The sequence below is a fragment of the Streptococcus dentasini genome, assembly GCF_053206945.1.
The window spans coordinates 70,325-93,073 of sequence record NZ_JBRUHS010000008.1; the positions used below are offsets into that span (position 1 = coordinate 70,325).

At 42.2% G+C, this 22,749-nt stretch carries 20 protein-coding genes and 1 pseudogene; 4 read left to right on the top strand and 17 right to left on the bottom strand.

The genetic code is table 11. From position 1 onward, the window contains the following. Positions 1–675: 675 nt before the first annotated feature. The 9 genes from ACVR1G_RS07220 to comGA form a co-directional block, all read right to left on the bottom strand. Positions 676–1,872 carry an acetate kinase gene (locus ACVR1G_RS07220; RefSeq protein ID WP_447452510.1) on the bottom strand — a complete coding sequence of 399 codons (1,197 nt, stop codon included), beginning with the start codon at positions 1,870–1,872 and terminating at the stop codon, positions 676–678. Between the two features lie 62 nt (positions 1,873–1,934). After that, the gene (locus tag ACVR1G_RS07225) at positions 1,935–2,897 is read right to left on the bottom strand and encodes a class I SAM-dependent methyltransferase (protein ID WP_447452511.1); all 963 of its coding nucleotides are present in this window, start codon (positions 2,895–2,897) and stop codon (positions 1,935–1,937) included. A gap of 227 nt (positions 2,898–3,124) precedes the next feature. Continuing rightward, entirely contained in the window at positions 3,125–3,559 is a 435-nt protein-coding gene (comGG, locus tag ACVR1G_RS07230; RefSeq protein WP_447452512.1) for a competence type IV pilus minor pilin ComGG, read from the bottom strand. Further along, positions 3,537–3,974, bottom strand: coding sequence for a competence type IV pilus minor pilin ComGF (gene comGF, locus ACVR1G_RS07235; RefSeq protein WP_447452513.1), 438 nt, complete (start codon positions 3,972–3,974; stop codon positions 3,537–3,539). Before comGF ends, comGG begins: the two co-directional genes overlap by 23 nt. Then, positions 3,958–4,251: a competence type IV pilus minor pilin ComGE gene (comGE, locus tag ACVR1G_RS07240; RefSeq protein ID WP_447452514.1), complete on the bottom strand. Its 294-nt coding sequence runs from the start codon at positions 4,249–4,251 to the stop codon at positions 3,958–3,960. Before comGE ends, comGF begins: the two co-directional genes overlap by 17 nt. Next, a complete protein-coding gene (gene comGD / locus ACVR1G_RS07245; protein ID WP_447452515.1) occupies positions 4,223–4,657 on the bottom strand; it encodes a competence type IV pilus minor pilin ComGD in 435 nt (144 codons plus the stop codon). Before comGD ends, comGE begins: the two co-directional genes overlap by 29 nt. Further along, on the bottom strand, positions 4,611–4,937 hold the full coding sequence (comGC, locus tag ACVR1G_RS07250; protein ID WP_447452516.1) for a competence type IV pilus major pilin ComGC: 327 nt from the start codon (positions 4,935–4,937) through the stop codon (positions 4,611–4,613). The genes comGD and comGC overlap by 47 nt, the downstream gene beginning before the upstream one ends. Next, complete coding sequence (gene comGB / locus ACVR1G_RS07255; protein ID WP_447452517.1) at positions 4,934–6,019, bottom strand: competence type IV pilus assembly protein ComGB; 1,086 nt, start codon at positions 6,017–6,019, stop codon at positions 4,934–4,936. Before comGB ends, comGC begins: the two co-directional genes overlap by 4 nt. Continuing rightward, the gene (gene comGA, locus ACVR1G_RS07260) at positions 5,901–6,842 is read right to left on the bottom strand and encodes a competence type IV pilus ATPase ComGA (RefSeq protein ID WP_447452518.1); all 942 of its coding nucleotides are present in this window, start codon (positions 6,840–6,842) and stop codon (positions 5,901–5,903) included. The genes comGB and comGA overlap by 119 nt, the downstream gene beginning before the upstream one ends. Before the next feature lie 572 nt (positions 6,843–7,414). Between comGA and ACVR1G_RS07265 the strand changes: the two genes are divergently transcribed. The 4 genes from ACVR1G_RS07265 to ACVR1G_RS07280 all read left to right on the top strand — a co-directional run bounded on the left by ACVR1G_RS07265 (position 7,415) and on the right by ACVR1G_RS07280 (position 10,950). Continuing rightward, positions 7,415–7,654: a hypothetical protein gene (locus ACVR1G_RS07265; RefSeq protein ID WP_447452519.1), complete on the top strand. Its 240-nt coding sequence runs from the start codon at positions 7,415–7,417 to the stop codon at positions 7,652–7,654. A 21-nt stretch (positions 7,655–7,675) separates the two neighbouring features. Then, entirely contained in the window at positions 7,676–8,680 is a 1,005-nt protein-coding gene (locus ACVR1G_RS07270) for an MFS transporter (RefSeq protein WP_447452542.1), read from the top strand. A 45-nt stretch (positions 8,681–8,725) separates the two neighbouring features. After that, positions 8,726–9,802, top strand: coding sequence for an alpha/beta fold hydrolase (locus ACVR1G_RS07275; protein ID WP_447452520.1), 1,077 nt, complete (start codon positions 8,726–8,728; stop codon positions 9,800–9,802). 68 nt (positions 9,803–9,870) lie between these two features. Further along, a complete protein-coding gene (locus ACVR1G_RS07280) occupies positions 9,871–10,950 on the top strand; it encodes an ArsR/SmtB family transcription factor (RefSeq protein WP_447452521.1) in 1,080 nt (359 codons plus the stop codon). 126 nt (positions 10,951–11,076) lie between these two features. On the opposite strand, the pseudogene tnpA reads toward ACVR1G_RS07280, so the two are convergent. From tnpA to rpoC, 8 genes and pseudogenes are all read right to left on the bottom strand, one after another. Beyond that, a pseudogene (gene tnpA / locus ACVR1G_RS07285) lies at positions 11,077–11,526 on the bottom strand (IS200/IS605 family transposase). A 395-nt stretch (positions 11,527–11,921) separates the two neighbouring features. After that, a complete protein-coding gene (locus ACVR1G_RS07290; RefSeq protein WP_447452522.1) occupies positions 11,922–12,290 on the bottom strand; it encodes a DUF1033 family protein in 369 nt (122 codons plus the stop codon). A 221-nt stretch (positions 12,291–12,511) separates the two neighbouring features. Further along, a complete protein-coding gene (locus ACVR1G_RS07295; RefSeq protein ID WP_447452523.1) occupies positions 12,512–13,435 on the bottom strand; it encodes an ABC transporter ATP-binding protein in 924 nt (307 codons plus the stop codon). Then, the gene (locus ACVR1G_RS07300) at positions 13,432–14,481 is read right to left on the bottom strand and encodes an ABC transporter ATP-binding protein (protein WP_447452524.1); all 1,050 of its coding nucleotides are present in this window, start codon (positions 14,479–14,481) and stop codon (positions 13,432–13,434) included. The genes ACVR1G_RS07295 and ACVR1G_RS07300 overlap by 4 nt, the downstream gene beginning before the upstream one ends. A 10-nt stretch (positions 14,482–14,491) precedes the next feature. Next, a complete protein-coding gene (locus ACVR1G_RS07305; protein ID WP_447452525.1) occupies positions 14,492–15,523 on the bottom strand; it encodes an ABC transporter permease in 1,032 nt (343 codons plus the stop codon). Between the two features lie 12 nt (positions 15,524–15,535). Continuing rightward, on the bottom strand, positions 15,536–16,450 hold the full coding sequence (locus ACVR1G_RS07310; protein ID WP_447452526.1) for an ABC transporter permease: 915 nt from the start codon (positions 16,448–16,450) through the stop codon (positions 15,536–15,538). Between the two features lie 256 nt (positions 16,451–16,706). Then, a complete protein-coding gene (locus tag ACVR1G_RS07315) occupies positions 16,707–18,374 on the bottom strand; it encodes a peptide ABC transporter substrate-binding protein (RefSeq protein ID WP_447452527.1) in 1,668 nt (555 codons plus the stop codon). A 703-nt stretch (positions 18,375–19,077) separates the two neighbouring features. Further along, positions 19,078–22,716, bottom strand: a complete 3,639-nt coding sequence (gene rpoC / locus ACVR1G_RS07320; RefSeq protein ID WP_447452528.1) for a DNA-directed RNA polymerase subunit beta' — start codon at positions 22,714–22,716, stop codon at positions 19,078–19,080. Between the last annotated feature and the right edge of the window lie 33 nt (positions 22,717–22,749).

Below are 22,749 nucleotides of genomic sequence, written 5' to 3' on the forward strand. Positions count from 1 at the left end.
GGGAAAACAAAAAACGAGTCTGGGACAAAAGGCCAGACCCATTAGTATTATCCTAGATTTACCGGATCGACGCAGTGGTTGGGAGTAAGACTTGTTGGCTATCCAAGAAGTCTTACCCCTGCACAGTTCGCTTTAGCACCAATGATGCTGATTGGCGGTCCCGCTTCCCTAACTTTAGGCGTCCCCTTAAACAGTCCAGTGGACTGTTTAACGACCACGCAAGTGATAGCTCCAACAGTTTGGGGAACTGTTGGAGGATAGCCAATTCTATGAACGTGAGTTAAAAGATCTAGTAGACCTTTTTAATTGAGAAATAAAGCTTGTAAAGCCAGTAAGCCAGTGTCAAAATGCTCCGATGGAGTTTGGCAATCTGGGGATAGCCAAAACCTGTCATCTAAAAACAAGAAAGTGGCAGAGGTTTGAGCCATAAAATAAGAGAGCGAGGAAAATCAAAATCGTGATTTTACCACGATTTACTGATTTCTGTCCCACTCTTCTTCTCTATCACCGTATTTGTTAATTATCAGTCGATAGGCAAAGAACACGATGAGCTCCCCCGCACTAATTTTTTTTGAAATTAGACCAGCTGTGACACTCTCCCTAATTTAAGACATTTACGAGGAATAACGACTTTACTCTAATAGTAAGACTCATTTTTACAATGCAGACGCACTATCAGTCAATATTTTTTAAACGCTCAACATCACGTGCAATCATGAGCTCTTCATCAGTTGGAATAACTAGAACTTTGACTTTTGATTTTGGAGATGAGATATCACCAACATAGCCAAAAACATTTTTCTCAGGATCAAGCTCCATACCGAACCAACTCAAACCAGCAATAATATCTTGGCGCATACCGATGGCATTTTCACCCATACCAGCCGTAAAGACTAATGCATCGGCTCCATTGAGAACGGCAAAATATTGTCCGATAAATTTTTTCAATCGATCAATAAAGATATTGTAGGCTAAGACAGTATTTTTATCCTGAGCCTGAATACCAGCTTCAATGTCACGCATATCACTAGAGTTTTCTGATACCCCAGCCAAGCCCGACTGCTTATTTAGCATATTGACTACATCAGCAGCATCCTTTAAGTCTGGATCTTGAGCAATCAGATAGGGGATGATAGCCGGATCAATATCACCTGAGCGCGTTCCCATCATAGGACCAGCCAAAGGAGTGAAGCCCATCGAAGTATCAACTGACTCGCCATGGTAATTCGCCGTTATAGATACACCATTACCAATATGGGCTGTTATCAATTTAAGTTCTTTCAAGGGACGCCCCAAAAGCTTAGCCGCCTCCTGAGCAACATACTTGTGACTGGTACCATGGGCGCCATATTTGCGTACCTTGTAATCGCGATAATATTTCTGCGGAATAGGATAGAGGTAGGCATATTTAGGCATAGTTGTATGGAAGGAAGTATCAAAAACAACAACACTAGTAATATCTGGCAGGATTTCCTTAAAAGCACGAATACCAGCCGCTGCTCCAGGATTATGAAGCGGTGCTAAAAGTGCTAATTCCTCTACCTGCTCAATAACCTTTTCATCCACTAGAGCAGATTCTTTAAAGTACTCACCACCAGCAACAACACGATGCCCAACTCCGGTAATTTCAGCAAAATCAGCAATGATACCATGTTTGGTTAGATCTTCTAGCAAGATACGGACGGCAACCGTGTGATTTGGAATATCAAGCGTTTGTGAGTCCGATTTGCCATCGTATTTAACAGTTGAAATAGAATCTTCTAAACCGATGCGCTCAATTAGTCCTTTAGCTAGAACTTTTTCATCAGGCATCTGATAAAGCTGCCATTTAAGGCTCGAACTTCCAGCGTTAATTGCGATTGTTTTTGACATAAGTTACCTCCCATAAAATGTAATCGCTTTCTAAAACAGCAACCTCATTATAACAGATTTTTTTACGGAAGAATATAATCAGCTGACCATTTTTTGAAGTTTTCCATGAATTCCAGCAAATTTTCACGATCTTGTAAATCAGTCAGAGGATAGACAAAAGTCTCAGGGGCTTGTGCAGCCTGCTTCTGTAAGACAAAGATAGATTTAGCATTATTAGGACTACCAAAAAGTTGATCTGGCAAGGTGATAACTGAAACAAGATTCGCATAGCCCTTTAGCCACTCCTTAAGCGGATCACTCTGGGGACTTGTCAAAAGATTAACCGGGGCTAAAAAAATAGCAAACCCAGTCTTCTTTAAATACTTCAAAGACTGTTCCATCAAAAGGTGATGAGCATAGGTATGTTCATGTTTAACTGCCACCTGATATCGACTAGCAATGGTATCATCTGGATAGTAACCAACTGGTAAATCACTGATAATGATGTCACTCTCCTTTAGGAGTTGCGGACGTACCGCATCCTCTTGAACAAAACCAATATCTGAGCCAATAACATCCGCAATACTAGCTGATAAGTCAATCAACAAATCATCAACTTCCAAACCCATATAATCCAGCTGCTTACTGCTATTATTGATAAGAGTATGGGCAAGATTACCTGTTCCACTGCCGATTTCTAATAAGTCAAGCTTATCAGCAGATACTAGATTTTCCAATAAAAAGAGCAGGACAAAGCCGATCGTATCAGGTGTAAACTGATGATTAGCCTGCAGCGGTTCAGTCTGAGCTGCCTTGATAAAGATAAACTGATAGGCTCGACGCCATTCTTCAGCTGATAAATTTAACTGATGCAGTTTAGCGATATTAGCCAGTATAGTTTGATCTTGACTGTCGCTACCACCACTTAAATAGATAGCATTATGCTCAATCAAAGCGTCATAAATATTAGTTTTCAACTGGTTTTCCAACAGTTGTACATTTTCTAAAATCAGCTCGTAGGCTGCCTCTATTTTCTCAAAATTCATAGTTCTATCATAACAAAATTAAGACAAAATGGAAAACCTAGAAACACGTGGCCGAAGATAAACAGCTGGTCTCCAGCTCTAATGCACAAGAATAGACTCAGCACTTCATACAAATTTTTATCTGGTCCGCCCTTTAATTGTTATCCAAACCACGAAAAGAGAGCTTGAGCTTCTTGAAATTCGAATCGCTAAATTTACAGTGCCAAACAAGATAGAACCTAATTGCTCTACCTCGCTACAGATTGTTTTCCATCTGTACTGCTGCTTGAATGACTGCTATCGCTTGACTTTCCCTTTTCTTCCAAACTCGAAGGTTTACTCTTATCCTCATTACTGGTATTTGAATCATCAGAACTTTTCCGAGGGAAATCATAAGTGTAGCGACCGCCATCAGACAGCTCAACCGTTACTCTAAGAAACTGATCACCTTGCTGGTAAATCGCTTTTCCTTGATTAAAAGAGTACTGGCCTGATGAGTCAGAGGCTTCTTTAGCGATCATTTGAGCCATCAAATAAGCTTGAGCATTACTTTCTAAGGCTTGATTTTGCCTTTGATTAGCGACCAAACGTTCCAGATAAAACTGTAGCAATAAGACGAAAATGGCAGCCATTAGTAAAGCATAGATGAGAACCCCTGCTTCAACCTGTTTCCTTAAATGCATAAACAAAGGTCCTTTCTAAGCCTGATTCAAATAAAACCCTGATTGTCACCGTTTGGCCAGACCGACTGATATGGCTGCTTTTTAAACCATAGAGCATCGGCTGAAAACCGCGACCATCGGCATTTGTCTTGCGAAAATCACTAGAGCGGGACTTGCCAAAAGCTAAAGATTGCTGGCCCTTGCTCACATAAAGCTTATTGCCGGAAACATCATCTAACTTAGTCGCAGATAATTCCGAACGCAGCTGTTGACAAAACAGTAGCCAATCTTCTTCGTCGTTTTTGCTGATATAAGCAACATTGCTGGTCAAAACCTGCGTTAATCCCTGATATACCATAACACTGCCAGCAATAACCAAAAGAGCTACCAAACATTCCAGCAGGGTAAACGCTTTTGATTTAGTTTTTAGCCACATATAAAACCTCCTCATCACCCTCATAGACTCTTATAGCATGCGAATCTCGCTGTACACTAACCCTAACACCATTCAAAGTCATGCTGTCCTCGTCTGCTTGAACGGCCATTTGGGCAACATTAAGCACTTCCTGGCGATGAAGGCTAGCAGCAAGCTCCTCACGATTACGATTAATCTCCCCTAACACTAGAGTCACGATGGTAACGAGAACTGCCAAGGCGATAAGACTTTCTAAAAGAATGTAAGCATTAATACTCTGTTTTTTTATAACGACCACTCCCTATATAAAGTTGATAAGTCACCGTCTCTTCACTGGTAGAAAAGCTCAGCTTTTCCAGAGAGGAGTTGCCCCCAGTAGGAGAAAACTCCAAGCTGTAGTTCTGATTAGGATCAACACTAGCAGGAATTGCTAAACTGGATACTCCATTGGTTACCTTTCCATCAGAAATACTCAATGTCATCTCCTTTTGCTGGGCATTGCTGAGTTTCTGAGTGTCTTGATAGAGATGCTCAAAGGATAGGAAAAACAATTTTTCTTGAACATCCGTAAAGATGTGCTGCACGCCTCCTGTAAAACTTAGCAGCAAAAAGCTTGTAATAAATAAAACAAGTAAACTTTCTAATAGTGTAAAAGCTTTAATTCGGTACGTTGCGATTTTCCTTATGTTTCTTGTAATAGTCATTATAAGAGTCCGCCTGTTTCTGTGTAATATCCCCTTCAGATACAAGTTTCGAGACAGTCGCATTATCTGCATGATTAAGTTCATACAGCTCTGCCTGACTTTCTACTACTTTGACAATAGCTGCTCCACCGGTATTTTTGACATTATCTTTTTGTTTGGCTAGGTTTGGGACAAACAGCAAAAGCAAAACGCTAATAATAAGAAGAACCACCAACATTTCAATAAGAGTAAAGGCCTTAACTTTTTGGGAAACTAAACGTTTCCATAATGTTTTCATCATAATTGAACCTCCATGTTTTGATACATAGGTAGCAACATAGCTGCATAAATCATCACAATAACTAGAGCAACCAGAATAAAGACAAGGGGTTGAATCATTTGAGTTGCTCGGTTTACTCTACCAAAAAAGGTCTCCCAGGTTTCTTGGGCATAAACTTCTAGCTCACTTCCTAATTTAGATTTGACTTGACCGTATTCAATAATCAGACTGAGTTCAGGCAAAAAGAAAGGGTAGTCTAAGACTTTATCATGAAATTCTTGACCTGCCAGTAAGGCTACCTCCATATCGCGTCCAATCTCCTGAAAGAGCTGGGATTTTTGGTCTTGCATTAACTGAACAATCTGGCTCATTTCCACCCCTTGACCGATAAGATTGCCCCATTCTCTAGCATAATAAGCTGTTAAATACAGCTGTAAAAACCGCCCTAAAAACGGAAATTTTACCAATTTTGAGTACCAGACAATCTTAATTGAACGCTTTTTCAGCCATAATATCACCAGAATTAGGAGGCTCACTGCCAAAACACTGCCTAGAAAAAACACTGGCAAATTGTTAATAATTCTTGTCGCTAGATTTCCTCCTTCTAATTGAGGTAGAAGATAATTACGCAGTCCCAACATAATCAATACCAAGAAGAGCAGCAAAATAACAGGATAAGTCGCAACCTCAATCAACTTTTTTCTAACGGTCATTAGATTGACTAGATAGTTTTCGATTTTAATCAGACTTCCTTGGGTATTGCCATGGATCTCAGCCAAAGAAAGTTGGGTAACCACATCATCTGAGAACCCTAAACCTGCCATCATCACAGCCAAATTTTCCCCAGACAGCATACTAGATCGCATCTGCTGAGTATAAGCGCTGGACAAAAGTTGACTGCGTTCCAGAAAGTCAACAATTTCTGTCAGAGTAAATCCAGACTCCAATAAATTGTTAAAAAGCTGAATGACTTTACGCTGACGGTTAATCTTTAATTTTTTCGGCTGCTGCCTGTGCCTCAGTGATATGTCCTGCTGCAAGAAGCTGGTCAATTTTATTATTCCAGCTTTCAGCCGAGTATGTTTGGAAATTTTCTGTGACAAAATCAATCATTCCCCCTCCTCTAATCAAGCGCTGATAGGCAATGCCTGCCAAGCTGTTATCTAGCTCTTGGGGAGCTACCCCAAGTTCCAAAAGTCTGGCATAAACACCGGGAATACTCTTTGCATGAACAGTCGAAAAAACCGTAATCCCTGTCAGGCTGGCTCGAATAACAGCCTGCGCTGTCTGGCTGTCGCGGATTTCACCGATGATGAGTACATCCGGACGGTGGCGTAAAGATAGCTTAATTAAATTATCATAAGTCATATCAATACTCGGGTTAAGCTGCAACTGAAGCATGTCCTCCTGTTTAATTTCCACCGGATCTTCAATGGTAATAATCTGCTTGTCAGCATATTTCTGAGTAACTAATTCATACATCAGCGTTGTCTTACCTGAACCGACAGGCCCCGAAAAAAGATAGAGCCCTCGACCGATAATTCGCGGTAACAACTCTTTTAGGCCATCGAACCAAAAATGTAGCTGACGACGTTGATCAAAAAGTAGGCGAACCACCATACTTTCATGTCCCTGATAATCACCAACTGTTGATAAACGTAGAGCTGCCCTTTCTCCGTCTATAAATTCGTAATCGCAAGATCCCAGTTGACTGCGTCGCTTTTCACCAACATTCATACCAGCGACAAATTTAAAATGACTCACTAAACCAGACATTGTTTCTGTTGGGTAAGTATCGATAAAGCGTCTTTCATCACCAACCCTCATGTAAACCTTATAAGTGTCTCCTCTGGGAAGAATATAAATATCTTGAGCTTCCCATTCAACAGCCTGCTTAATCAGCTGCCGCCCTAAAATTTGAACCATAACCTAACCTCCTCTTACCTATCTATTCGTAAAACAAAAAGAAAGTGAAAGAAACACTGATTGGACTAGACAATTGCACAGGGAGTGGGATTAAATGCTCCCGGTGGCCTTTAACAGTCTGAGGTTAGGCTGACAAAGTCTGCCACCTAAAAACAAAAGCGCAGAGGTCTGAACCTTAAAATAGGACAGCGAGAAAAATCGGTCAATCGCCCTGTCATGACGATTGACCGATTGAGTCCCACTCTCTTTGACTAGGACGGAGACCAGCGGCACCATTTTGTGACTTTCTCTAGTTCTTAACATGATAGTCTATTAAACGATAGTGCTAGGGAGTAGTTTCCATGTTCTCATAAGGATGAGTGACAAACCAGACTACCCTTCTGAAACTAATGCCTACACATACTAGGGTTTCTGGTCTATGGGATTAGGGACTTATTTCCGTTCCAATTTGTTATGCAATAAAATAATTGATAAATTTTATAACTTATTCTTGACCTAATTTTTGGTATTTGTTAAACTATAAGTAAAGTAATTACTTGATTTTTAATTTAGTTATTTTTAAAAGGACAGCTATGAAGACGATTCTCTCTAACAAACTTTACCTTACCATGCTTGCTAGTGATCTCCTATCCAACTTTGGAGATATCCTGTATTACCTAGCCCTGATGAACTACGTTCTCCTCTTGCCAGATGCTAAGTTTGCCCTTTCCCTCATAGGTCTGTCAGAGATTATCCCTATTTTTTCGCAGGTAGTCTTGGGCTATGTAGCTGACCGCACACCTAATAAGGTCAAAACCATAATTGCCACTTAGCTCTTTCGTGCGCTACTCTATCTGTTCGTAGGTTTCAGCATGACCTTCAGTCCAGCCCTTTGGATTGTGATGGTGGCCATTGTGGTTAATCTCTTTTCCGATCTAGCTGGACAATATGAAAATGGCCTCTATGCCCCAGTCAGTCTGCGCGTGGTGTCAAATGAGGACCGTGAAGCAGCGATGGGCTTTAGTCAGGCCTTAAAGACCACTTGCCAAATGGTCTTTAATGGGATTGGTGCGGTGTTGATTTCCTTCATGTACCATAGTCAATTGGCCCTTGTTAATGCAGGAACCTTCGCTCTGGCAGCAGTCATCATGCTCATGCTTTGTCCAAAACTCAATAAACTTTTGGTAGCTAATCCTATCCAAACGACTCATCAGTCCCAAGAACAGGTCAGCTTTATCAAAGATTTCAGAGCCTCCATTAAGTTGGTTATCGAGGAGATGTTTAAAATCCCTGAGATTAAGATGAATATGGTTATTATGCCTGCCCTCAACGGTTTGTTAGGTGGACTCAGCTTGCTCGTAGTCTTAATGATGAAAACAGATAAGGGCTTTTTGGTCATCAATCCAAGTGTGACCTTAGCTGCTATTTCTATTTCGGTGTTACTTGGTAGTATTTTGGGAAACATCCTAGCGATATCAGCCCTGAAGAAGGTCAAGCTAATATCTATTATCCGCCTGACTACAGTGCTTTTGATCCTGCTCTATGTAAGTCTTTTGCTCCATAATGCCTACCTCTTGCTCTCTGTCTCTTTTCTTCTGGGACTATCGTCTGGAGCCGTTAATCCCAAGTTCAATGCCCTGATCTTCAACAGTCTGCCAGAGGATAAACTAGCCTTAATATCCAATGGGATAAGTACTTATTTTATGGCGGGGATGGCTTTTTTCCAACTCTTGATGTCAGGACTTGTCTTAGTCCTCAGTGCGGATCAGATTTCTTGGTTGCTCCTCTTGCTTTCCTTAGGTCTTGTGGCTTATGCCTTAGGGATGAAAACTAGCCCCCAAAGTCGCCTATCTCACTAACTCTTAAAAAAGAAATTATAGTAGCAATTAGAAAGGACTTGGCAGATGAAACAATCGCACACATTTATTGAAGAATATGTCCTGATCAACGGCTGTAACCACTACCTCCTTCACTACAAATCTATGCCAGAGAATCCAGTCTTTATTTTTATCCATGGGGGGCCAGGCGAGCCCTCAAGTCCCTTTGCCTATCTGGTTGAAGACTATGAGGAGCGCAACTATACGATTGTCTACTACGACCAGAGGGGGGCAGGAAGATCCCGCTACAAGGGGAGCAAGACCAAGGTTAGCCTAGACCTACTCAAAGCAGATTTAAAGGAGTTGGTCGCCTATCTGAAGCAAGTCTATCAGAAGGATAAGATTGGTCTTATCGGGCATTCCTTTGGTAGCGTCTTGGGTAGTCTTTTTGTTCTAGACCATCCTCAGGATATCTTATGTTATATCGGTTGTGCCCAGTCTATCAATTTTGTAGAAGGGGAAAGGCTAATTCATGCTAAATTGAGGCAAAAGATTGAAAAATCTGGTAATCTTCGAGATAGAAAAAAACTAGAGAAGATTGGAGCTTATCCTAGTCTGCCTCTGGACAGAAAACAGATACTGAGGGTCAGGCAACTCAGTAGGAAATACAAGCCTTACTCAAGGCAAGCCAATGATGGGAGAGACACGGATGCCTTAGATAGACCTGATGTCAATCGAGGGCCTCGCCTTGACCTTAGTGATTCTCAAAGCGCAGCAGTGAGTGATGACGGAATAGTTTCCTTGCTTAAGCTGTTTTTCAAGTCACCTATTATCAAAGGTTTAGGCATAAAAGATCTTTGGAGACTTGCCACAGGAATTTTTTCTACTGCTAGCAGAGAATTGACAAATTCTTTGGAGCACATCGACCTATATAAACTTGGGAGTGATTACCAGATACCAGTTTACTATATCCTTGGTAATCAGGACTGGGATTACTCTCCTTTTGAGTCAGCCATGACTTATTTTGAAAGGATTAGTGCTCCTGACAAGAAACTTTACCTCTTGGATGCTGGGCATGCGATGATGTCTGACAATCCTGAGGCCTACAGACAGACGATTTGTGAGATTGCCGAGTCTCTTAAAAAGTCCCAAACCCCAATTTAATACCAGTCGCCTCTAGGACTTTTCTCCATTTGCCTAGTGCCTAGATGATAGCAGAGATACTAGAAAGCATGGTCTATCACAATATCAGAAAGAAAGAGACTATGAACTACCAATACCACAAACACCGCAGTCTTATCATGGACCAGTTGTATTTCCCTAATTTACTGGGCAATGCCATATTTACGTTTTTAGAGGATTTGACTACTACACAAAAAGAGCAAATCAAGGATATCATGGCTTTGCTGACGCAGTTTCAGCAGTTGCTGGATCCGTTTAAAGGACGTATCAACCGTTATTTCGTGATGAAGGAAGCAATCCCCTTTTCGGACTACCTTTATCGTTATCTCTTGGAAGAGGGGCAGGATCCCCAGGATATGGCTGAGGCCCTTCTGGCCTTCCAAACCTTATCAGATGAAAGCATTCAGAAGCTCTTTCTGGCCTTTCTGGAGGTCAAGGTAGAAGCGAATGCCTTGCCCCAAGATGCCCTTCTTGAGGTCTTGGAAAATAGTGAAATTTCTGATGAGGGGCGTTGGCGCCTGCTCTGGGCCTATCACCATCCTAGAACTCTAATCGATGGTCTGGTTGCTCTTTACGAGGACCTCATCCCCCTCTATCAACCCTTTCAGAAACAGTACGAGGAGGAGCGGGACCGATTTGCCCAGAACCTAGACCTAGAAAAACTTTTTGAAGGATCAGAGGTTATTGACTTTAAAGGGACTTTTAAAAACCTCCGAAGAGAAACCTGTGAGATCTTTGTCATGTCGCCTTGGCACATGTTTATTGTCCTTACCTTTGATGAACAAAAACCTGACAAACGGATATATTTTTATATCTATCCTAGGGTTAACCTGCTAGTAGAAACTGAGCGACACCTATCTGATGAGAATATGGCCCTGACCCTTAGAACTCTAGGGGATGAAAATCGTTATCGGGTTCTCCTAGAGTTGCTCAAGGGTGATTTGAAGAGTAAGGAAATTGCTGAGAAACTAGGCATCACCGCAGCCAATGTCTCCTTCCATACGCAAAAACTGATCAATGCCCAGTTGCTCCTGATTAAAGCAGATAAAAAGGGAACAACCAAGTATAGACTTAACAAGGCGACGATGAAACTTCTTTTGGAACGCTTGAAGGAAGATTTTGGCCTCTAATTGTGAGAAACCAAATAAACCACCCGTCAAACGGGTGGTTTGAATCAGGGCTATAAGCCCAAAATACCAGCCAGCGTCTAAAGACGCTGGCTTTCACGTTGTTCAAGCCTCATTGCTCTTGACTCGTCACCAGCCTCTTAAAGAGGCATTCGTATTACTTGCTACTATCTCCCTAAAGGGATCTTCATATTCTTTCACACTCAAGAATCAAGGGCTATGTCATGGTTTTCTTGTTCCTGAATATACTTCTTTATGGTGGCTTCGTTAAGTCCAACTGTACTGACATCCTAGCCCTCTGCCCAAAAATAGCGATTCCCAAATTTATATTTGAGATTGGCGTGTTTGTCAAACATCATCAGAGCACTCTTACCTTTTAAATACCCCATGAAACTTGAAACGCTAATTCTAGGCGGAATACTGACTAACATATGAACATGATCAAGCATCAAATGCCCTTCAATAATCTCAACACCCTTATAGCAACAGTTTAGGTGAAATATCTCACCTAAACTGTTGCGATATTGATGATTACTTTTCGTCTATACTTGGGAGTGAACACAATGTGGTATTACACATCCACTTTGTGTGTGATAAACTATGTGCTATATTTTTCTCTTTTCGCTTTACAATTGGCTCGAACACCTCTATTGTAATGCGTTTGGAGTTTTTTGGTATAACCGTTGCGCACTCGCATAGCGGGTGGTTTATTTGCCTCCCCATCCGCTATAAACACCTTGATATCACGTTTCTATTTGCAGAGCCAGAATTTCGCTATTCCTTCCTCTCTCCGCTTCCTTACGATAGTCAGGCTTGGGAGTCACTATGGGGTTCACCGATAGCGGGTGACCACGGAGGACTTACACCTCAGATGTGCGACATGCCCATCATACTCAAAAAGAGAAGACCAATCTGGGCTTCTCTAGATGTTCGTTATAAGTCACCCACTACAGTTGACAAAGAGCCTATCGTTTCTATAAAGCAATCTTAACTGGGCAACTAGGCGGAATAGGGTTATCATTACTGCGATTATATCCTGGGCGATACCAATCCTTGGGAATAGCTTCCCAATCCTTTAACAGAGTCAATGAATAGTACTGCTGCAAAAATTCAGCACACTCTTCGCACCAGCGTTGATCCTGACTATTCCAAAAAGCTGTCATAACACTGCTTTTACTATTGAAACTAGGGTAGCGCTCGAAAAGTGCAAACCACTCTTGCTTATAACATTTGAGGGCATCGTAGTAACTGTCAAACTCTTGCACCTCAACAACATCATCTTTCCATCCTTCAAGGAACCACCAAGGCTCCATATCTCCGTACATTTTAATTATCTGATACATAGTCCTTTTCCTAACTTATCAAGTATTATATAGGAAAAATTTAATAATTTAAAAAATTTTGCTTGGAAATATCAAAATAATGTTTTAGAACAACTGCTCACGTCAGCATCTTCCTTCAAAAATTAAGATGTGAAGAAGAGATGAGAGAGGCCAGCACTGCTACACAAGGGTTACTTTACCTGAGAGTGGAAAAGAAACGTGTTCTTTTTTTCTGCCTCAGACTATTTCTGATAAGCTTCTGCTTCTTCTTTTGTAGCATAAACAAAATGATTAGGCGTGATTTCATACATCTGACGCGGCTGTCCATCTTCTTTCGCATTAGGATCATAAACTTTCGGTACACGCATTCGTTCCTTTTCCGGATCAGGCTCAGGAATGGCTGACAAAAGAGACTGAGTATAAGGGTGGATAGGGTTATTGTAGACCTCATCAGCTGGACCAACCTCCAAAAGCTTGCCCCAGTGCATCACGCCGATACGATCAGAGATATACTTAACCATTGATAGATCGTGGGCGATGAAGAGATAGGTGAGACCGTGATCGTGCTGTAGAGTTTGCATAAGATTAACAACCTGCGCCTGAATGGAAACATCCAAAGCTGATATAGGCTCATCGGCTACAATAAACTTAGGATTAACAGCTAAAGCCCGAGCAATCCCAATCCGCTGACGCTGCCCACCAGAAAATTCATGCGGGTAGCGTGATAAGTGATCCTTACTCAGGCCAACTAGTTCAATCAGCTCCTCTACCTTGGTCTGGCGCTCCTCTTTAGTAGTCGTTAGTCTATGTATATCAAGACCTTCTGCAATAATATCGCGAATGGTCATCCGACTATTCAGACTGGCTTGGGGATCCTGAAAAATCATCTGAGTATCCTTACGAAAATCATGCAGTTCCTTTCCTCTTAGCATACTGACGGGCTGCCCCCTAAACGTAATAGTACCGCTGTCAATATCGTAAAGTTTAAGGATAGAGCGACCAATAGTCGTCTTTCCCGAGCCGGATTCTCCTACCAGACCAAAAACTTCGCCTTCATAAATATCAAAGCTGACATCATTGATAGCCTTGACTTGATTGGATTTACCCTTGTTAAAGATAAGAGAAACATTTTTGACTTCTACTAATTTTTTCATTTCTTGAGTCATTTTCGTCTCCCTTCTAAATCCTGCCAGTATCTCCAACGCTTTTGAATAAATTCAGGCGGCGTAACCGATGGCGCCCTTTCATCCAAAAGCCAGCTTGCAGCAAAATGCGTATCGGATACTTGAAACATGGGCGGTTCTACCTCATGATCGATATCAAGGGCAAAAACATTGCGCGAAGCAAAGGCATCCCCTTTGGGAGGATTAAGTAAATCAGGCGGAGTCCCCGGAATCGCTTGCAAACTGCCAGATTCTGTACCGATAGTTGGCATTGAACCCAATAACCCCCAAGTATAAGGGTGCTGCGGATGATAGAAGACCTCATCCACCGTGCCATACTCGACAATTTTACCAGCATACATCACAGCCACCCGATCGGCCATACCAGCTACAACCCCTAAATCATGGGTGATAAAGATGATAGAGCTTTGTGTTTGTTTCTGAATGTCCTTCATCAGATGCAGAATTTGTGCTTGAATGGTGACATCAAGAGCTGTTGTTGGTTCATCAGCAATGAGAATTTCAGGATTAGCAGCTAAGGCAATAGCAATGACTGCCCGCTGACGCATACCTCCAGACCACTGATGTGGATAATCATTGGCATGATCACGTGCATTCGGAATACCGACTTTCTCCATCAAATCGACAGCCTGCTCAAAGGCCTCATCATACTCTAAATCCTCATCATGAATTAGCCTAGGTTCAGCAATTTGCTTCCAAATTTTCATGGTTGGATCAAGGCTGGTCATAGGATCTTGGAAAATCATAGCAATATCATTACCACGGATGCCAACCCAATCTTTTTCACTTAAATCGTTGAGATTGACTCCCTTAAATTGAAGGTCCCCACTAATTTCAGCATTTTTGGCAGATAAGCCCATAAGGGTACGCGTCGTTACAGATTTACCAGAACCCGATTCCCCCACAATCGCAAGAGTTTCCCCTTTATAAAGCTCAAAATTAACATCCCGAATAGCCTTAACATCCCCAGCATAGGTATGAAAATGAACATGGAGATTCTTCACGCTTAAAATTTTTTCTTTTGTCATGAGTTTCCCCCTATTCTTCCGTATTTGACTTAGGGTCAAGGGCATCCCGCAAGCCGTCTCCTAAAAGGATAAAAGCAAGGGAGATAAGAACCAAAGCCATAGCTGGAATAACCAACTGATAAGGATAATATTGTAAGTATTCTTGGGCGTCGGTAATCAAAGAACCTAGGGAAGCCGTCGGCGGTTTAACACCTAAATTGATAGCTGATAAGACTGCCTCATACATGATGGCGCTAGGTACTGTCATCATAATCTGAACAATAATAATACCAGAAATATTGGGCAAAATATGCTTAAAAGCAATACGCAGGCTGCTTTCACCCAAGGTCCGTGACGCTAGAACAAAGTCTCTTTCCTTATAAGACAAAGTCATATTACGAACTTGACGAGCCATAGCTGTCCAACCCACAATAGCGATCGAGATAATAATAGCTGTCACTCCATTCCCCAGGAGCAAGCCTAGCATAGTCACAATAACCAGATTGGGAATCGAAGAAATTACCTCAATAATCCGCTGCATAATCGTATCAGTTCGACCGCCGACAAAACCAGAAATCAAACCATAACTGACACCAATCAAAAGATCAATCAAAGTGGCAACAATAGCAATCAAGAGGGAAATTCTGACCCCCACAATGACCCGTTTAGCAACACTACGTCCCAAATTATCTGTTCCAAGGATAAACTTCCTACCTCTAGGTACCTTTTGTTCCTTATATACATCTATCTTTTTAGCCACACCAGAATACTTGATAGTGCCATTCCAAAAAGGTAGCTGCTCACTGATTTTGGGAGGGAGATTGCGGTAAGTTGTCACCTTGTCACTGTTAAAATTATTAGCATCTTCCCGACTGACAAAGGCTGTTGAAATCAGAGCCAAGGCCATCATCGCAACCAAAAACCAAAGAGCCACAAAGGCTAATTTATTCTTTTTTAAACGCCGCCAAGCGTCCTGTATAAACGAGAGAGTAGGCTTCTGAATTTTTTCCTGCGAGTCTCTACTGCCGACCCCCACCAATTTAAATGTTCTTGTATCTTCCATAAGTCTTCTCCCTTACTGCAAACGCACACGAGGATCGACAATACTGATGATAATATCAGTTACCAGAATAGCTACCATCAGCATCAAAGCGTAAACAATAGTCGTTCCCATAATAACAGGATAGTCCTTAGTCGGAATCGAGCTGACAAACTGCTGACCAATACCAGGAATAGAAAATATCTGCTCAATTAGAGCCGAGCCGGTCAAAATATTGGCTGCCAATGGCCCAATCAAGGTTAAAACCGGAATCATAGAATTGCGATAGGCGTGTTGTCCAGTTACTTCTGATGCTGTTAATCCTTTGGCACGTGCTAATTGGATGTAATCGGTATTGAGTGTTTCAATCACCTCGCTGCGAAAGAAACGCGTTACTTGCGCAAAGACAGGAATAGCTAGAGCAAGAGTCGGCAAAATAGACTGACCAAAGCTTCCCCAGCCAACTAAGGGCAATAAATTCCACTTAAACCCAAGGTAATCCAGCAAGAGTAGGCCGATAATAAAAGACGGCACCGAAATACCAAGGGTAGACAAGACACTTAGCACACCGTCAACCCAGTTGTTTTTATTGCGAGCAGAAACAGCCCCAACAAACAATCCTGCGATGATACCAACTACTAAAGCCTGAACACCCAACTGGGCTGAAACAGCTAAACGCTGACTAATCAAGGTAGAAACCGACTGATTGACAGAAGCATAACTTGTTCCCAAATCACCATGCAGAATGTTCCACAAGTAAGTGAGGTACTGCTGCCACACTGGTTTATCCAATCCATACTGTTTATTCATCAAGGCAATCATCTCATCGGTCAACTTGGGATTATTATACGGTGTCCCTGGCAAAATCTGCATCAGAAAAAATGAAAGGGTAACCACCACCCAGAGGGTAACCACTAAAATCACAAGACGTTTTAATAAATATTTCACCATAATTATCGTTTCCTTTACAGCTGGGAGACTGCGACAAATGAACTTTTCCCATTGCTCTTTCGATCTTTAGCCTAACCTCTAGAGCCAATACCAAACTATTCTATGTTTCAAGTGTTAAGGCTGTTTCACATAAGACACAGTAACCAATAAGACTCCAAAGGAAAAAGTTGATTGGATAAAAATCCTTTTAGGCGTTAGCTTACAGAATCACCGTGAAAGACAGCACGGTTTTCTAACTCTGCCTTGCCTAGCACGACTACTCCTTATAAGCATAAGTGAAGTCTGTGTAAAGTCCCGTCGCATTGCGCACCAATCCCTTTAACTTAGGGTTTTGGAGAGCCCTGTTTGAGCGGAAGTAAATAGGATTGTAAAGTGCCTCATCGTATAGCGCTTTCTCAGCTGCCTTATAGTCATCGGCAATCGCAGATGGATCAAGAGCATCTGTTGTCAGGGCCTTTTGATAAGCAGCATCATAAGTTGGACTGGAGAATTTACCATAGTTATAGGCCGAATCAGTAGTAAACAGACCATAGAAAGTGGAGCCTTCTGGATAGTCGCCTCCCCACAGAACTAGAGCCACCTCAAAATTTTGTTTTTTCGTATCGTCAAGACGCTGTTTAAAGGGGACAAATTTTTCCTCAACAGTCAGACCTGGCAAGGCCTTCTCCCAAATTTCTTTAGTATAGTCAACCGTAGCCTTAGCAACAGGCTGATCCGAGTCAGCTGTTATTGTTAGCGTCAAAGATGTCAGACCTTCTTCAGTCAATCCCTCTTTAAAGAGCTGAGCAGCTTTCTTTGGATCGTAAGTGTAACCCGGTGCAACATAGTCTGTTAAATCCTTACCATTGGGTAATTTTTGCATATCGGCTGGCACAAAAGCCCTGGCTGGTGCTGAACCTGTATCAATAGCCGCCTTAACAATGCCTGGACGATTGGTTGCTAAATTGAGAGCCTGGCGAATCTTTGTATTCGTCAAGCTAGGTATTTTTCCTGTTTGATTATAAACCATATAGGTAGTTGTCGCCTCTGGTACCTTAATCACATCTTTACGGTACTTATTAGCATTGTACATGGCAGAGGTTGCAGAAATATTAGCCCAGTCTATATCACCCTGTTTGTACATTTGTACAGCTGTATCAGGTTTCTTGATGGTTTGCACATTAACAACCTGAGTCTTGACATGCCTAGCGTCCCAATAATACTTATTTTTAACTAGCTTATAGCTGCCGTTGGTCCCATTCCAATCGATGACTTTATAGGGACCAGAGTACATGGCATATTTAGCATTCGTCCCGTACTTATCGCCAGATTTCTTGACAAAGGCTTCCTTTTGAGGAATGAAATTTGAAAAAGACAAAAGATTTTTAAACTGCGGTGCCGGACGAGATAAGGTAAAAATGACCTTATTGCCTTCCGCCCGAACCCCCAAATCAGACACAGGCTTCTTACCGGCAATAATCTCTTCAGCATTTAACAGATGCCCGTCGACAGTCAGGTTAGAATATTCTGATGCTGTTTTAGGATCCACCATTCGCTGCCAAGAATAAACAATATCCTTGGCAGTCAAAACACTGCCATCTGACCACTTGAGATGGTCGCGCAAGGTTGCAGTATAGATCTTTCCATCTTTAGAAACATCAACTTTTTTAGCCAAATCTGGTTTTAGATTACCTTTCTTATCAACCCTCAACAGATTGCTACCTGAATTTCCAATCGCCATGGCCGAATACTGGTCTGTATTCTTGGAAGCATCAAGAGTGATCATCTCAGTCGGTGTATACCAGTTAATGTCGTTCTCAGTATTAGACTTTTGAGTAAAATGGTAATGCACAGCACCAACTCCGACACAAATTAAGCCAGCTAGGACAAACCACTTAGCATTTTTACGAAGTCTTTTTCGAAATTTTCGTTTAATTATTACCATAAGAGTCTTTCTAATTCTATCAAGCAGAAAAATCTAAGTTCTTACCTTATCTTGCCCAAAAATAGAGGAAACTCAATCACAAGAGAGTATTCCAGATCCTTTAAAGGGTTATAACGCCAACAATTATAGCAGTTTATTAAGAGAAAGTAAATATTGTGTTTCTGTTTCTTATCAGCTTCAATATTTCAATAGCTTGACGGTATGAAATACCTTTAGCAAAACGGTCTGTTCTTTCAAAACTCTTTTGATATAACTCCAAAAATTTTATCTGATGGTAAAAACCATGCAAGAGTGATCGTTCATCTAATCGCTAGTATCAATTAATAGAAAAAGTAAAAAAGTAGCCTTATCATTTTGGCCATAGAAAAAGAGTCTGAGACAAAAATCCAGACTCTTTAGCATATTCTAGTTTTACCAGATTGACGCAGTGGTTAGGAGTAGGACTTGCTGGCTATGCCTAGAAGCCTTACTCCTGCACAGTTCATTAGGTGCTTTAGCACCAATGAACCACCCCGCCAAGAGCTTATTCAAAAACAGGAAGATTAGACGAGTTTTTGCCCAGCCTTCTACTGCTTGAGTCCCACTTCTCTGGGTACTGCTTATCATCATTCAGCTGCAAGTTGGTAATAAGCTTTCTGGTGTAATAGGCTTAGTTTTGATTCACTCCCAAAAGCTGAATCAATTAAACTATCGATCCTACTCTTTATTCGATGACAGAAACTTCCGACTCTGTTTGGTCTACCGTATCTTCAATAATTTCGACTTCATTGACCGCCTGAGGCTCAATATTACGATAACGGGCCATCCCTGTACCAGCTGGAATAATCTTACCAATGATAACATTTTCCTTAAGACCAAGAAGATGATCCTTTTTACCACGAATAGCAGCATCGGTGAGCACACGAGTAGTTTCTTGGAAGGAAGCGGCAGACAAGAATGAGTTAGTTTCAAGCGATGCCTTAGTAATTCCCATCAGAACTGGACGGCTGGTTGCAGGAATACCGCCGGAGATGACAATATCTCTATTAGCATCAGTGAAATCTGCAATATCCATCAAAGTTCCTGGCAGCAGATCCGTATCACCTGGATCCATAACCCGCACCTTACGAAGCATTTGGCGAACCATAACCTCGATGTGCTTATCTCCGATTTCTACCCCTTGGCTGCGGTAAACCTTTTGTACCTCAGCCAAAAGATAAGTTTCAACAGAAAGTGTATCACGCACTTCTAGGAGATGTTTAGGTTGGATAGAACCTTCTGTAAGGGCATCCCCGCGGGAAATTTCATCACCAATTTCAACTTTCATACGAGCTGTGAATGGTACTACATATTCATCCTTACCGGTCTTACCTTCTACATAGACCTTCTTGGTACGGGTAGCAGCATCTTCCTCAATATCAGTGACGCGACCTTTAACTTCAGTGATAACAGCTTCACCTTTAGGATTGCGAGCTTCAAAAATTTCTTGGATACGTGGCAAACCTTGAGTAATGTCGGTATTAGAGGCAACGCCACCGGTGTGGAAGGTACGCATAGTCAGCTGGGTACCAGGTTCACCGATAGATTGAGCGGCAACAGTACCAACAGCTTCACCGACTTCAACCGCATCGCCTGTTGCTAAGTTGATACCATAGCAATGACGGCAAACCCCGTGGCGTGTGTTACATGTGAAGACTGAACGGATTGTTACTTCTTCAACACCAGCCTGAGTGATCTCTGCAGCCATGTTTTCTGTAATCAAAGTATCCGGCTTAACAATAATGGCACCAGTTTCAGGATGCTTAACTGATTTTTTGGTATAACGGCCAATTAAGCGTTCTTCCAAGGTTTCAGTCACTTCCTTACCATCAGTAATGGCTGTGATCGTCAAGCCACGATCTGTTCCACAGTCATCCTCACGGATAATAACATCTTGAGCCACATCAACCAAACGGCGGGTCAAATAACCTGAGTCAGCTGTTTTAAGAGCTGTATCGGTCATACCCTTACGAGCACCGTGGGTTGAGAAGAACATTTCCAGAACAGAGAGTCCTTCACGGAAATTAGACAAGATAGGCAATTCCATAATCTGTCCATTTGGAGCTGCCATCAACCCACGCATACCAGCCAATTGAGAGAAGTTAGAAATGTTACCACGCGCTCCCGAGTCCATCATCATAACGATTGGATTCTTAGGATCCTGATTGGCAATCAAGGCAGCTTCCAATTCTTCCTTAGCTTCACGCCAGGTATTGGTAACAGCTGTATAGCGATCATCATCCGTCATTAAACCGCGACGGAAAGCCTTATTGATCTGTTCAACCTTGCTGTGGGCAGCCGCAATAATTTCCTGCTTATTATTTATAACAGGAATATCAGCAATACCGACCGTCAATCCAGACAGGGTTGAGTGATAGTAACCAAGGTCTTTCAAACGGTCAAGAAAGGCTGAAGTCTCTGTTGTCCGCAAACGTTTGAAAGTCTCAGCGATAATATTACCTAAGTGTTTTTTCTTGAAAGGTTCGTTGAGCTCAAGGGCTTCGATAACCGGTTTGATATCAGCTCCCAATTCCAAGAAGTATTTATCTGGTGTTCTGTCTGTCAAGTTAGCATTGGTTGGTTCTTGCAGATAAGGAAGCTCTGCTGGCATGATGTCATTAAAGAGAATCTTACCGACAGTAGTAACCATGACCTTGTGTTTTTGATTTTCGGTCCAAGGTTTTTCTGGCATGCTATCCGTTGCAATCCCTACGCGCGTATGAAGATGCGCATATCCATTGCGGTAAGCCATGATCGCTTCATCCCTATCCTTAAAGACCATACCTTCGCCTTCACGACCAGCATCTTCCATCGTCAAGTAATAATTACCTAGCACCATATCTTGGGATGGAGTTACGACTGGCTTACCATCTTTAGGGTTCAAGATGTGTTCAGCTGCCAGCATCAAGAGACGTGCTTCAGCCTGTGCTTCCTCTGATAGGGGTACATGGATAGCCATTTGATCCCCATCAAAGTCGGCATTGTAGGCTTCACAGGCCAACGGGTGAAGGCGCAATGCTTTACCGTCAATAAGCACAGGTTCAAAGGCTTGGATACCAAGGCGGTGAAGAGTAGGTGCCCGGTTAAGAAGAACAGGGTGTTCTTTAATGACTTCTTCCAAAATATCCCAAATGCGCTCATCTCCACGCTCGACCATACGTTTAGCGGCCTTGACATTACCAGCGTACTCACGATTAACGATTTCACGCATAACAAAAGGCTTAAAGAGCTCAATTGCCATTTCACGTGGCACACCACACTGGTACATCTTGAGGGTTGGCCCCACAGCGATAACTGAACGACCAGAGAAATCGACACGCTTACCAAGCAGGTTTTGACGGAAGCGGCCCTGCTTACCTTTAAGCATATGACTGAGAGATTTCAATGGACGGCTACCTGGCCCAGTAATTGGACGTCCTCGGCGGCCATTATCGATAAGAGCATCAACGGCTTCCTGAAGCATCCGTTTTTCATTTTGAACAATGATACCAGGTGCATTCAATTCAAGTAGACGAGCCAAACGATTGTTACGGTTGATAACACGGCGATAAAGATCATTTAAGTCAGAAGCTGCAAAACGGCCGCCATCCAGCTGTACCATCGGCCGTAAATCCGGTGGGATAACCGGCAGAATGTTAAGCACCATCCACTCTGGCTTATTACCAGATTTATAAAAAGCATCCAAGACATCCAAACGGCGGATAGCCTTGATACGTTTTTGACCAGAAGCTGTCTTTAATTCTTCCTTGAGTTCAGCAATTTCAGCCTCTAAATCTACCTGTTTCAAAAGGTCTTGGACGGCCTCAGCCCCCATTTTAGCGACGAATGAACCGTAACCATATTCTTGCAGTTTTTCGCGATATTCGCGTTCGGTCAAGATAGATTTGGGTTCCAGCGGTGTATCCTTGGGATCGATAACCACATAGGCCGCGAAATAGATGACTTCTTCCAAAGCACGCGGACTCATGTCAAGGGTTAAACCCATGCGTGATGGAATCCCTTTGAAGTACCAGATGTGTGACACAGGAGCTTTTAACTCAATGTGTCCCATGCGTTCACGACGAACTTTGGCGCGGGTCACCTCAACTCCGCAGCGGTCACAGACAATACCTTTATAACGGATACGCTTGTATTTACCACAGGCACACTCCCAGTCTTTAGTTGGTCCGAAGATAACTTCATCAAAGAGACCTTCACGTTCTGGTTTGAGCGTGCGGTAGTTGATAGTTTCAGGTTTCTTAACCTCACCGTAAGACCAAGAACGAACCTTACTAGGCGAAGCTAAAGTGATTTGCATACTTTTAAAACGATTTACGTCAACCACTAGTATTACCTTTCTATTGCAAGTAATGTCAAC